This window comes from Chthonomonas sp. (assembly GCA_016788425.1).
Lineage (GTDB): Bacteria > Armatimonadota > Fimbriimonadia > Fimbriimonadales > Fimbriimonadaceae > JAEURQ01.
Genome location: JAEURQ010000002.1, coordinates 764,862 through 777,711, shown reverse-complemented (window position 1 = coordinate 777,711; position 12,850 = coordinate 764,862). Strand labels below are relative to the sequence as shown.

The window sequence follows — 12,850 nt, the reverse complement described above, 5'->3', positions numbered from 1 at the left end:
CTCGACCAAACCCAGCGACGAACCTACAGGGTTCCGCGTAGAGCCTGCTCGCGCTCAATGCTTTCGAACAGCGCCTTGAAGTTGCCCTTGCCGAAGCTCTTGGCGCCCTTGCGGTGGATGATCTCGTAGAACAGCGTCGGGCGATCGGTGATCGGCTTCGTGAAAATCTGAAGCAGATAGCCCTCGTCGTCGCGGTCCACCAAAATGCCGAGGTCGGCGAGCACCGCCAGGTCCTCGTCAATCTCGCCTACGCGGTCGGTCAGCACATCGTAGTAGGTTTTTGGCACGCTCAAAAACTGAATGCCGCGCGCCCGCAACCGCGAAACCGTGTAGATGATATCGTCGGTGCGCATGGCCACGTGCTGCACGCCGGCGCCGCCAAAGAACTCCAGATACTCGTCAATCTGCGATTTCTTTTTGCCGGCGGCGGGCTCGTTAATCGGGAACTTCACGCGCCCGTTTCCGCTGGCCATCACCTTCGACATTAGCGCCGTGTATTCGGTCGAAATGTCGTTGTCATCAAAGCTAATCAGGTTCTTAAAGCCGAGCACATCCTCGTACCACTTCACCCAATAGTTCATTTTGCCCAGCTCCACGTTGCCCACGCAGTGATCCACTTCGACAATGCCGATGCTGTCGCCGGGCTCGTCTTCGTCGCGGAACCCAGGCAAGAATCGGCCCTTATAGTTGTCGCGATTGAGGAACGTGTGAATGACGTTGCCGTAGATTTTCACCCCGGCGCGGCGAACAAAGCCGTTTTCGTCTTCCATGTTGTAGGGTTCATAGGCGCTTTCGGCCCCGCGCTCGACGGCGGTTTTGTAGGCCCAGTCCACGTCGTCGACCTCAAAGGCGATGTCGCGGACAAAGTCGCCGTGCTCGGCAATGGCGTTGGCCATGGGGTGACCCGGACGCAGCGGCGCACTGAACAGCAGGCGCAGATCAGCCTGCTCCAGCATGTAGCCCACCTCGTCGCGGCTGCCGGTTTCCAGGCCGCAGAAGGCCCGGATGTTGAAGCCGAAGGTTTGTTGGTAGTAGAACGCCGATTGTCGGGCGTTGTTTACGTAGTGTTGAACGTGATCAACCCGACGGATCGGGAAAAGGTCTTGCTCTTGACTCATGAGTTGCTCCTAGTGCTAGTTGGTGCAACCCCAATTTCCCCCGTGCAAGCGGCGAAATACGGTCGATGTTGCAACTCAAGCGCGAGTATACAATAGATTACGTCCGGTTCCAAGTCCGGGGGTACGGCACCTCAGCTTCGCCGCGGATGATTTTGCGCTGGAGTTCCTTGCGGTCGGTCATTTTGGTTCGGATGTCGCGACTGATGAGCGGATGGACCATCCTCTCGTACTCAACCAAGGCGCGCTCGGCTAATCGAAATTGGAAGTGCTTGGTGGCCCCTTGAGCGACTGCTGGCAACAAGGCAACTGCCCGGAACTCTGCATCATGTGTCTCGTCGAACCGAGCCCAGTCGGGTGATTGCCCGGTTGATTCGGCCCTAATGAGCTCTTGATAAAAGTCGAGGGTGGCTCTCCAATAGTCAGGCTCGTGGCTCCCACGGCAAAGCTCATTTTGGAGATGAGCTTGGGCGAAATCACCAATCTCAAAAGCGAGGTCTCGCCGTTCCCAAGGGAGTGCTCCAATACGCTCGCGTTTTTCAGCGACGTTGATCAGGTAGTCGAGCGCATTATTGGCCCGACCCTTCGCCATCAGCTCGAACATTTTTCGCTGGTCAGTGCGAATTTTGGTGGCCAGTCCTTCGTCTTCTAACCACTGCCCAACGTGAACATGTTGCGCGAGGCTTATGCTCGCGATGCAAGCGGAGATAGATACGGCGATTAATTTCTTCATGCCGGTGTCACCAACTTCCTCGCGGCACCTCGGCCTCGCCGAGCAGTATCTTGCGGCGAAGTTCCTTCCGAGCCGCTAGCTCCGCGGGTCGTTTCGACACGGGAAGTCTTAGATCAGTACGCATCTGCTCGTGGATTCTCACAAGGATCTCAGCCCGGCGCAGATAGAAGCCCGCGATGGCCTGGTCGGCCAACCACCCTACTTGCTGCAGCACGTCCGCATCGGGATGCCAATCTCTAAAATCTGAGAAGTCAACTGATGTGTGGTTCGCGCAAATGGCTGCCATCACCGTTCCCTCAAGCTCGTGACGAATCTGGCTAGCTGGATATAGCTTTCCGGTCAACCGTTGCTCATAGATGTTGTACCAAGTAAACGATTCTGCTTTCCGATCCAGTTCAAACAGGACTGACCAGTTTTGCGAGTCCTGCCACAGTCGGGATTTGATTGCCTCGGAGCGGTCTATGAGCTCATAGGCAAGCTGGAACTCGCCACGAACCCTCAACCTCCCCATTTGTTTTGAAATGGCCGCCGATTCCGCAAGCTTCTCATAGTTCTTGCCTTTCGGCGAGTGTTGTTGCGCAACGATCATCGCCGAGACGGCAATCGCCATTGCTACGGTTACGCTTTTCAGCGATGGTGATTTCATGCCCGTGTCACCAACTTCCTTCCGGTATGTCTGCCTCGTCACGAATGATCTTACGTTGGAGTTCCTTGCGCTCTGCGAGTTCGGCGCGAAGAGCGCGGCTCATGATCGCGGGCACGAGTCGCTCGTACTCGGTCAAAGCGCGCTCGGCGAACCGAAATCGGAAGTGTTTGATCGCAACCGATGCCATCCCTGGTAACAATTTGATTGCCTTCAGTTCTTCGGTATGTGTTTCTTCGAACCTGCTCCAATCAATGACGTAACCACCCTTCTCGGCGCGAATGAGTTCCTGCTGAAAATCCATAAGAGTTCGCATCCGTTCAGAAGGCGATATTCCCGCAATAAGTTTTCGAGAAAGCTCATTTTGACGATCTGCCTCGACGAAATCACCGAGTTCGAAAGCGAGATCACGCCGTGTGGACGAATTTTGTCCGACCCCAAGTCGAGGTTCAATCACAGTTGTCTGGTGCTCCAGTGCCTCACGCAACTGCCCCTTGGCGAGCAGTTCAAACAACTTTCGTCGATCCGCCCGCGCTTTGATACCCAGTTCTCGGAGCGCCTCCATATCGCGAAGCTGACCATTCTGCGCAAGGCTCACACCTGCAAGAATCGCGATGCCCACAACGACTCCAACCCTAAGCTGACGAACCATATCTCACCTTAGCACACCTGGAGCCAAGCCTCGCTGCGTGAAGCGCCATGGTTGCGCCTTTCGCCCCTGTTGCTCGCAGGCGGTGTCACCAATCTCCTTCCGGAATCCCGACCTCGCCACGAATGATTTTGCGTTGGAGTTCCTTGCGCTCGGTCAGTTTGGTTCGGAGGTCGCGACTGATGAGCGGATGGACCATCCTTTCGTACTCGGTCAAAGCGCGCTCAGCGAACCGAAGCCGGAAGGATGTTGTTGCGGCGCTCGCTATCGCCGGCAAAACTCGGTCGGCGTAAGTTCCTCGGTGTGTGTTTGTTTGAACCGATTCCAATCAATGACGTATGCACTCCTCTCAGCGCGAATAAGTTCTTGGTAAAGGTCCAGGATGGTTCTCGTGCGTTCATCTATTCGCGCAGGTCCAATTCGTGTTTTACACAGTTCATTTTGACGATCTGCCTCAACAAAATCGCCGAGCTCGAAGGCCAGGTCCCTTCTTCTATGTGGGTTTGGCCCGAAATCGCTTCTCAGTTCTGCGACTGTCGTGCAATAGTCGTACGTTTCCCGCACTTGGGCCCGTGCCAGCATCTCGAACATCTTTCTTGAGTCCACGCGTGCCTGTGCGGCAAGTTCTTCGAAGTACTGTCTTCGATCCGCTTGGACTCGCTGAGCAAGGCCAGACCCAGAAAGGAGCAGCACCACCGCAACGAAACCACCTCTACATGGACTCACCATTTCTCACCTTAGCACACCCGGAGCCAAGCCTCGCTGGTGCGCTTCCTCACCTCGGTATGGGGGCTGTCCCTTTCAAAATCTCCTCTTGCAGCTTTATCTGGTCACGCAGACGCTTCTCAAAAATTGCCGCCGTAGGTCGCTCCAAAGCAACAAGCTCGTTAAGCAATCGGCGAGCATATCTAAACCGAAATTCGTAGATAGCATTCCCAAGCTTACCGGCAATGCGGTCACTGAGCTTGTTCCCTGGATACCGTCTGACCCACTCACTCCAGTCCGCAACTTCCAACCCTTGTTGCGAAGCTCTAAAAATAACATCTTCCGCATCATAGGACGCAATGAGTTCCGCAGAAATCGGAACACCGAAAGCATCCTTTAGACTGACGATCTCGCGACGTGCCCTTTCAAAGTCTCCGAGCTCGTAAGCGATGCGCCATGCTCTATCGTGAAAATAGGGTCTAGATCCCCTCATCTGCACTACTTCATCCAGGTTTCTACGCGCCGCAAGCCACTCACCCTTTGCCTCGTGCTCGCGCTGAACCCGCCTGATCTCTCGCTGCTCAGCTAGCTTCGCAAAGTCCTTTGTGAGTCCTTGGCCAGCATCGCTAAGGAACGGCAACGACACGGCTACGGTAAACAAAGTTCGAATCAAGGGCTTCATCTGAATTCTCCTAGGTTTGAGAGCTAGAAATCTGGCACCTCAGCTTCTCCGCGAACAATTCTGCGTTGAAGTTCTTTTCGTTGCGAGAGCTTGGTTCGCAAGTCTTTGCGAATTCGCGGGTCTGTAACTCTTTCATATTCCGCCAGGGCCCGCTCGGCAAATCGAAACCGAAACTCTTGAACCGCAACATCAACCCAAATTTGTAAAAGCATGGACACACTTAGCTCGTCGGAGTGAGTCTGCCGAAAGTCCTCCCAATCAATTGTCTCACGCGTTGCCTCGGCATGCACTAACATATCGTAACAGTCGCGTTTCATTCGGTCTAATTCGCTCAAAACGAATTCAGGGTTCTGAGCCCGCCTGATCATCCACGGCTCGTTGTTCCTAAACTTTGCTTCATCGAAATCACCCAACTCAAAAGCAAATGTCATTCGCCACGGTGTTTGCACACTAGCTCGCCCTTCATTCTCAATAACCTGAACCACATATTGGAGTGCTTCTCGAAACTGTCCCTTTGCCATAAATTCGGACCGCCTTTGCTTATGGATTTTCCAGTGGGAAACCGATTCTCGGAGGCTTGGTTCATCGCGAAGTGAAAATGGCGTTTGCCCCGAAGCGATCGAACTGAGGCCAATCGCTAATGACAAGACGAATCTCTGTATCCTGTTCATTGTGTTTCAACGGGCTGACCTACGCACACCACCACGCTCGGATAATCCGCCACGGCGATAAGGGTAACCGTCGTGAATGGATGCTGTGCTAATAGGATGGAAGCTGTCACTCTGTCTTCTCACCATAGCACACCAACCGCCGAGTCGCACAAAAAAAGTCGGCCCTCTTTACATAGAGGGCCGACTGCCGTGAAACGTGCGGTTACCCGCGACTTTGGCCGGGGCGGACCCGCGGCGAGACCGGCGCCTTCAGTGGCTTCACCGGGTTCTTCTTGAGCTCGGCGAGCAGGTGCTTCACCGCGGCTTCCAGAACCTCGTCCTTGCCTTGAGCAAGCCAGTCCGGCCGGCCGTCGATGCGCACGTCCGGCTCGACGCCGGTGTTTTCCGCAACCCACTTGCCGGTTTGCAGGTCATAGATGCCGAAGCCCGGCACCGTGACCATGCCGCCATCCACCAGCGGGTAGTTGCCCTGAATGCCGACCAAGCCACCCCACGTGCGGGTGCCGAAGATCTTACCGACCTTGTTGATCTTGTACAGGTAGGGGAACATGTCGCCGCCCGAACCGGCGTACTCGTTAATCAGCATGGCCGTGGGGCCGCGATTGCTCTGCGTGGGGAACGCGATCACGTCGCCGTTGCGCGCCTTAAACCCGCTTTGCACCTCGCGCTTGAGGCGCTCGACAAAGAACGTCGGGATAAAGCCGCCGCCGTTAAAGCGCTCGTCAATCACCAACGCTTCCTTGTCGGACTGCGAATAGTAACCCTTGAGGAAGCCGATCATGCCATCCACCTGCGTGTCGGGCACGTGCACGTAGCCGATGCGGCCACCGGAAAGCTTTTCGACCTTCTTGCGGTTTTCTTCCACCCAGTCTTGGTAGCGCAGCGCGTCTTCGTTCGGAATCGCGCGGACACCCACCTTGCGGGCACCATCCATCGAAGGCTTCGAGTTCAGGCTCAGGTAGACCATTTTGCCGGCCTTGTTTTGCAGATACTTCATCGGCGGGTTTTCGCGGTTGACGGGCTTGCCGTCAATGGCGACCAGGTAGTCGCCGGCATTCACGTCGGCGCCTGGCTCGGTCAGCGGGCCGCGGGTCATCATGTCCACGCCGTCGCCTTGCAGCACCTTGCGAATCTTCACCGCGTTACCGACCAGCTCGTAGTCCGCGCCGAGATAACCCACCGGGGTCATTTGGGCCGTACCGCTCGCTTCGCCACCGCCGTTGTAGGCGTGGCCGGTGCCGACTTCGCCGATCATCATGCCCATGATGTAGTTGATGTCGTCGCGGCTCGAGGCGTACTTCACCAGCGGCATGTAACGATCCTTGACCTCTTCCCAATTGATGCCGACCATGTCGGCTTGGTAGAAGCGGTCGCGATACAGACGCCAGGTTTCGTTGATGATCTGCGTCCACTCCTTCACCGGGTCAACCGTCATTTCGAGGCCGGCCAGGTTAATCGCGGTAGTCGCAGGATTCACGTTCGGCGCAACGTCGGCGATGCCGGCGTTGGGTCCCGCCATCCACGCCAGCTTATTGCGATCGGCGTTAAAGGTCAGGCCCGAAAGCTGCGCTTGCAGAACCGGGAATGCTTGGCGCGAGGCGAACGAGAACATCATCAGGCCCTCGGCGGTCCCGGCGATCACCCCGTTGTCCACGCCGATGACGCCGGCGGTGGCGCCCGGTGCCCACGGCAGAACCACGGCGCGCTTCCCTAACCCGTCAAAGTCAATCTCCGTGCGCTTTTCCTTGGGTTCGTCCTTGGCCGCTTCCTTCGGAGCTTCCTTGGGTGCTTCGACTGCGGGCTTTTTGATGGGTTCTTCGTCGTTGCGTGGCGCGAGCGGGTTCGGTGTCTTCTTGCTGAGAATGTGCGCGTACACGCGGTAGAGCGGCGGCGAGTCCAGCGTTTGCTCAAACTGCACCAGCGTCGGCGCGTATTCGCGCTGCGAGGTCACGTACAGGTACTTGCCGTTCTGATCCCAGCTGAGCGAGGAATCGTTGAAGTAGGCGTCGCTGACCTTGTGGGTCTTGCCCGACTTCACGTCGTAGATGTTGACCGCGCCAAAGAGGTTGGCTTGAGTGTTGATGTAAGCCACATAGTCACCCAGCGGCGAGAACTCGGGCGAGCTCACCCCGTAGCCGCTTTCAGCGATCTTCGTCATCTTGCCAGTCGCGACATCCACCATGTACAGCTTGTTGTCGAACGTGTTTAGCAACAGGTTCTTGCTGTCCGCCGACCAGGCCATGCTCGTGGATTGCACGGCGTCGCACACTTTCTTCTTGTTACCGCCGAGGCTGTCCATCGTCCAGATTTCGGCTTCGCCAGATTGGTCGGTCACATAGGCAATGGACTGACCGTCGGGGCTCCAGTTCGGGTTTTCTTCGCGGATGCCTTGCGTGTCCGTGAGGTTGCGGGTGTCGCCGGTGCGCGGCACCGAGAAGATGTCGCCGCGAGCGGAGATCGCCACGCGCTTGCCCGAGGGGCTCAGCGTGATGCCGCTCATCATGGTGTTGACCTTCTTGAGGCTAGGGCGGCGCAGGTTGAGGTCACCGGCGATGCGCGGGACAATCGGCTTGATGGCTCGGCTGCCAATGTCGAAACTGTAAAGGCCAGCGCCGCGCTCAAACACGATGGTCTTGCCATCGGTGCGCGGGAACCGGATTTCCTTGTCCGAAAAGTCCGTCAGACGCTCCGCGCGCTTGCTGTCGAGGTTGTACTTGTAGAGGTTGAGCGTGCCCAGGTCGCGGTCGCTGATGTAGTAGATATCGCGCCCGACGATCATCGGGTGGTAGTTCTGCTCCAGGCCGTGCGGCAGTTCGGAGTACGTCTTCGTGTTGAAGTTGTACATCGTGACCACGCCTTGGGTGCCGCCGCGATAGTAGCGCCAGTTGAAGTTCCAGCTGTTGTTGCGGTTGTAAGCAATCCAGGTGCCGTCCGCGCTGATGTCGCCGCTGGTGATTTCCTTGATCGGCGTTTCCATCGGGAAGCCGCCGTCAACGTCCACGAACTGCAACTCCATCGTAAAGCCGTCTTGGGCTTGGCGGATGGCGACGGTCTTGTTATCCTTCCAAAAGAGAGCCGCGTTGCCGCGTCCGTCCCACGAAATGCGCTTGGGATCGCCGCCTTCGCTGCTCACCACGTAGGTGGCGACGGCGCCGTCGTACATGCCGGTAAACGCGATCATCGAACCATCCGGGCTAAACACGGGTCGGCTTTCGACACCGGTGTGCGAGGTCAGCCGCCGGGCGGGACCGCCAGCGAGGTCGGTGACCCAAAGGTCGCTGCCGTGCATAAACGCAACTTTGTTGCCGTGCACGGTGGGAAAACGCAACAACTTCATTTCTTGAGCCACAGCAACGATGCTGGTGGCCGAGAGGGCAAGAACAAGGAGGGTTTTGGATTTCATGAATTCGAACCAGCCGAGCTAAGGATACTGAATCTATTGCGGGGAAGGTTCCGGGTTGGGGCGTCCGGCCTAGCGGTATCCTAACGCTTCCCATGTCAGATTCAGAAATTCGGCAAATTCGTCTGGAGAAGCTCAACCGCATGCGCGAGCTTGGCCATGATCCATTTGCGCAGGAGAAATTTGAGTTCGCTCTCTCCGCGCAAGAATTGCACGCCAAATTCGAATCCATGGAGGGCCAAACGGTCCGCTTCGCAGGACGCATCGTCGCCCTGCGCGAGATGGGCAAGGCGAGCTTTGTCTCGCTGAGCGATGGCGATGGGCGCATCCAGGTGTATCTGCGCAAGGACGACCTCGGCGAGGACGTGTGGGCGGTGGCAAAGCTCCTCGACCTCGGCGATCACCTCGGCGTCGAAGGCGAACTGTTCCGCACCAAAACTGGCGAGCAAAGCATTCACGCGCGGTCCATCGTGCCGCTCAGCAAGTCGTTGCAAAGCCTGCCGCTGGGTAAGGAAAAGGATGGCGAAAGCTGGGGCACGCTCAGCGACGTCGAGCAACGCTATCGTCACCGCCACCTCGACCTGATCGCCAACCCCGAGGCGCGTCAGATGCTGCTCAATCGTAGCCGAATCGTCTCGGCGGTGCGACGCTACTTTGACAACGCGGGCTACCTGGAAGTCGAAACGCCGCTGCTTCAGCTGGAAGCCGGCGGGGCGGCGGCGCGCCCATTCCTCACGCACTATAACGCCTACGAGATTGACGTGAAGCTGCGCATCTCGCTGGAGCTCTATCTCAAGCGACTCATCTGCGGCGATGTGCCGAAGGTGTATGAAATCGGACGCGTCTTCCGTAACGAGGGCGTGAGTCAGCGGCACAATCCCGAGTTCACGCTGCTGGAATTTTACGAGGCCTACGTGAACCTGGAAGACATGATGGTGCGCGTGGAGGAGTGCTTCAAGTTTGTCGCCGAGACCGTGTTCGGCAACACCGAAGTTCATATCGGGCACGAGGACCTGGTGATTGACTTCGGCAAGCCGTGGGCCCGCGTTGATCTTCTGCAACAAATTGAGCACTACTCTGGCGTGCAGGCGCATGAGCTGAACGACCTCGCGTCGGCCAGGGCCGCGCTCGAGCGCGTGGGCATCGACGCGAAGAAGGAAGCGAACGTCGGCGGCATTATCGAAAAGCTCCTGGAGCGATTCGTGGAGCCGCATCTGATCCAGCCGACCTTCGTGGTTGGGTACCCGATCGAGACCTCCCCGCTCGCCAAAAAGGACCCGAATCGCCCGGGGTTCACGCGGCGTTTTGAAGGTTATGTGCGAGGCCGCGAGGTGTGCAACGCGTTCAGCGAGATCAATGACCCGATCGATCAGCGCGAGCGCTTTGACAACCAGCTCACCCAGGCGGCGCAGGGCAACGACGAGGCGCACCCCATGGACGAGGAGTTCATCTACGCGTTGGAATGCGGCATGCCGCCGACCGGCGGCTGCGGAATTGGTCTGGATCGGATGGCGATGATGCTACTCGGCAGCGATCACTTGCGCGAGATTCTGCTCTTTCCGATGATGAAGCCCGAAGCGGGCGGCCACTAGGCCGCGTCGTTGTCTTCTTCGGCGAAGTCGCTGTGCACGATGTCAGCGGCTTCGTCCACGGTTTGGTAATCCCAGTTGTCGCAATCTAACCGGCGACAATGAATCATCTGCTGCACGGTGCCATCGGTCATTTCGACCTCAGCCTTGTTGCCAAATCGGCATTCCATGCAGAGTTCCGGCTCAATCAACCGAACCACGCGAAGTTGCTTCTTACCCATCTCAAACCCCATCCAACGGTGTTGTTCCAAGCTGGTAACTCTTTGGGTCAAGCGGAAATACCGGGGTCTCACAAAAAAGCCCCCCGCCTAGGCTAGGCGAGGGGCTCGTTTTCGGCGGATTTTAGTGGTGGTGCTCGATGTCTTCGATCATCATCATTTCGTCCATGCCGTCCACGTCGCCGTCGCGATCGTAGTCGAGCAGGGCCATGCGCTTAGGCGTCATGGCGCGAACGAAGTTCTGACGTCCGCGTCCGCCCCAAGCCGCATCGTAGTCGTCTTGGTGGACGTGCCCATCGTAGTTCCAGTCACCCTTGATGTAGATCACGACCGGTCGGCGCGTGACCTTGGTTTGCGTCAGGCCGCCATCGCTCACTCGCAGGAAGTAGAACCAGTTGCCCGGATCCATTTCCGCCGTGTTCATGTTGACCAGCAGGTCGGTGGACGGCAGATTTTGGTAGCCGGTCACCTCTTGCGTGGTCTTGTCAAACACGTTATCGCGGTCGCGGAAGATCGAAACCGTGCGCGGATCGTTTTCCGGGTCAGTGGTGGTCCATCCGATCGGGAAGGTCTCGTAGCTACGTTCCACATAAATGGGGATTTGCGGCTGGGTGATGTTCACGGTCGGCGACTGGTTGCCGCTCGGCTTAATCGTAAACGTGTAGCCCGGGTTCGTCCCGCTGTACGGCCAAATGCGCACGTAGTAGGTACCCGCGGCGCGCCCGCTCAACGTGATCTGCTCAGTGTTGGTGCCGCTTTCGCTCGCCCCGATTTGAGTTCCGGCCGAGTTGTAGAGTCGCAGGTCAATGTCGCCGCCCGAGTTGACGCTCGTAATGCCGACATAGTCGCCGCTGCCGCCGGTGGCGTTTAGCTTGAACTTGAACCAGTCGTCATCCGTTGCCTGCATGGTGAGGTTCAAGGTGCGTTGGGCGTTCACAACGCCGAGGTTCGGACTGTTAACTCCCGCTTCGGGTCGCCCGTCCACAAAGGTTCGCGAGTCGTTTTCCTCGTAAGCGTCGGCTGTGAGCGCGGGCGGTGAGCCCAGGTGATACGGAATCCGGCCAATGTTGTTGGTTTCGTCGGCTTCGAGAATGAAACCGTCCGGGTCAACCTCGGCTTCCAAGAAGTAGTCGCCATCGGCGATGCCGGTGACGTCCACCCACTGGTCCGTGAGCGACTTGCCATAGACGTCGGCCCAGCCCGGCGTGAGGCCCTGGGTTGTGGCGCCACAACCACCGTAATAAGGAGGCGTGACGTAATTCGGGTGACTGGAGTTGTGCACCGTCAAGTCGAGAATGCAGAAGCTGGTCTTTTGCCCCTCGGCCAAGATTGCGCCAACGCTGCCATCCGGATTCTTAGCGCGAAGGCGGTAACGACACCAGCCGTCAAAGTGGATGTGGTTGTGGCTCGGGTGATAGGTAAAGGTCCCCGCCGGTCGCTCCCAGTAGGTTCCGTCGTCGCGGAATACGCGCTGATTGACCTGCTGCTGGGTGCCGACGACGGCCCCACCGCGGAGTTCAAGTCGGCCCGTCCCAATGTTCGGGGTGCCGGTCGAGAGTCGGACAAGCTTGCGCCCCGGCAAGGTTGTAGTGTCGATCGCGTTATCGGTGAGCTTCGCTTCCCAGATTGTGATGTCTGGGAGCAAGTCCGCCGCCACCGGTGCCTTTGGCATCAGGGCAAAAGATAGCAAGAGAATATTCATTGTTAGACCCTCAAGAATGGTAGTTGTCTACGAAGTAGTATGAGCCAACTTTCTCAGAAATCATTCGATTGAACTGAAGAAAATTAAGGGGAAATCCTCGCGTGAGCCCAGGCGTCACCCGATTTCACCCATCGCCAGCGGAGGTGTCCGGGCGCGGCCAGACTCAAATATTCGATCTCCGTCGCGTGCAATCGCACGACCGCAAAGTTGGTGAATCCCCGTTCGGAGTCGGCCAGCGTAGGCTGTTCCTGGTCCGCTTCGGGCTCAGCTAGGAGTTCCTCGCTGGAGGGCACCTCGGCCAAATAGCACTTGCGGCTGTAGACAGGAGTGGCCGCCCACACCGCCCGCGCTACATCGTCTTCGATGTGAACCTCATAGCGCCCGAACAGCCGAATCTGAACGTTTGGCGTCGGAGCGTAGAGCACCATCTGCCCAAACGGGTTCACCCCGAGATCGGAGATTCGCTGGCTCCGGCCATCGCTATGGAAGCCAAGCGTGGCCGTCGCCTCCTCGGCGTATCGCAAGACTACTGTACGAACCCGCGCCGCGCCCGAGGCGTCCACGTTGGCGCAAGCGGCCAGGTGAAACTCCGATCGTCGGTTCGTCACGCCCTCGGCCAGCCCCTGCCAAAGCTCGTCCCAACAGTCCGTCGCCGCTTTCCATAGCATCAAACCACTATAGCAAAAGCAAGTTTTTTGTCAAATGGTGCACTCGGAACTTTACGGGGCGTCTACAATGTACAT

The 12,850-nt window shown here is 57.7% G+C and carries 11 protein-coding genes; 1 reads left to right on the top strand and 10 read right to left on the bottom strand.

Translation table 11 applies throughout. From position 1 onward, the window contains the following. Nucleotides 1-23 precede the first annotated feature (23 nt). From hppD to JNJ45_05760, 7 genes are all read right to left on the bottom strand, one after another. The gene (gene hppD / locus JNJ45_05790) at nt 24-1,118 is read right to left on the bottom strand and encodes a 4-hydroxyphenylpyruvate dioxygenase (protein MBL8048176.1); all 1,095 of its coding nucleotides are present in this window, start codon (nt 1,116-1,118) and stop codon (nt 24-26) included. Nucleotides 1,119-1,215: 97 nt separating this feature from the next. Further along, complete coding sequence (locus tag JNJ45_05785; GenBank protein ID MBL8048175.1) at nt 1,216-1,848, bottom strand: hypothetical protein; 633 nt, start codon at nt 1,846-1,848, stop codon at nt 1,216-1,218. Nucleotides 1,849-1,855: 7 nt separating this feature from the next. Then, nucleotides 1,856-2,458, bottom strand: a complete 603-nt coding sequence (locus tag JNJ45_05780; GenBank protein ID MBL8048174.1) for a hypothetical protein — start codon at nt 2,456-2,458, stop codon at nt 1,856-1,858. A 43-nt stretch (nt 2,459-2,501) separates the two neighbouring features. Beyond that, complete coding sequence (locus JNJ45_05775; protein ID MBL8048173.1) at nt 2,502-3,113, bottom strand: hypothetical protein; 612 nt, start codon at nt 3,111-3,113, stop codon at nt 2,502-2,504. A gap of 802 nt (nt 3,114-3,915) precedes the next feature. Then, nucleotides 3,916-4,527 carry a hypothetical protein gene (locus JNJ45_05770; protein ID MBL8048172.1) on the bottom strand — a complete coding sequence of 204 codons (612 nt, stop codon included), beginning with the start codon at nt 4,525-4,527 and terminating at the stop codon, nt 3,916-3,918. A gap of 23 nt (nt 4,528-4,550) precedes the next feature. Next, nucleotides 4,551-5,048: a hypothetical protein gene (locus tag JNJ45_05765; GenBank protein MBL8048171.1), complete on the bottom strand. Its 498-nt coding sequence runs from the start codon at nt 5,046-5,048 to the stop codon at nt 4,551-4,553. 352 nt (nt 5,049-5,400) lie between these two features. Then, entirely contained in the window at nt 5,401-8,601 is a 3,201-nt protein-coding gene (locus tag JNJ45_05760) for a PD40 domain-containing protein (GenBank protein MBL8048170.1), read from the bottom strand. A 92-nt stretch (nt 8,602-8,693) separates the two neighbouring features. Here JNJ45_05760 and lysS point away from each other — a divergent pair, with 92 nt between their 5' ends. Beyond that, on the top strand, nt 8,694-10,190 hold the full coding sequence (lysS, locus tag JNJ45_05755; protein MBL8048169.1) for a lysine--tRNA ligase: 1,497 nt from the start codon (nt 8,694-8,696) through the stop codon (nt 10,188-10,190). Here lysS and JNJ45_05750 read toward each other — a convergent pair. The 3 genes from JNJ45_05750 to JNJ45_05740 all read right to left on the bottom strand — a co-directional run bounded on the left by JNJ45_05750 (nt 10,187) and on the right by JNJ45_05740 (nt 12,775). Further along, entirely contained in the window at nt 10,187-10,438 is a 252-nt protein-coding gene (locus JNJ45_05750; protein MBL8048168.1) for a hypothetical protein, read from the bottom strand. The genes lysS and JNJ45_05750 overlap by 4 nt on opposite strands. 91 nt (nt 10,439-10,529) lie before the next feature. Continuing rightward, nucleotides 10,530-12,077 (bottom strand): pre-peptidase C-terminal domain-containing protein, encoded by a 1,548-nt coding sequence (locus tag JNJ45_05745; protein ID MBL8048167.1) that lies wholly within the window; start codon nt 12,075-12,077, stop codon nt 10,530-10,532. A gap of 113 nt (nt 12,078-12,190) precedes the next feature. Continuing rightward, nucleotides 12,191-12,775 (bottom strand): hypothetical protein, encoded by a 585-nt coding sequence (locus JNJ45_05740; GenBank protein MBL8048166.1) that lies wholly within the window; start codon nt 12,773-12,775, stop codon nt 12,191-12,193. Between the last annotated feature and the right edge of the window lie 75 nt (nt 12,776-12,850).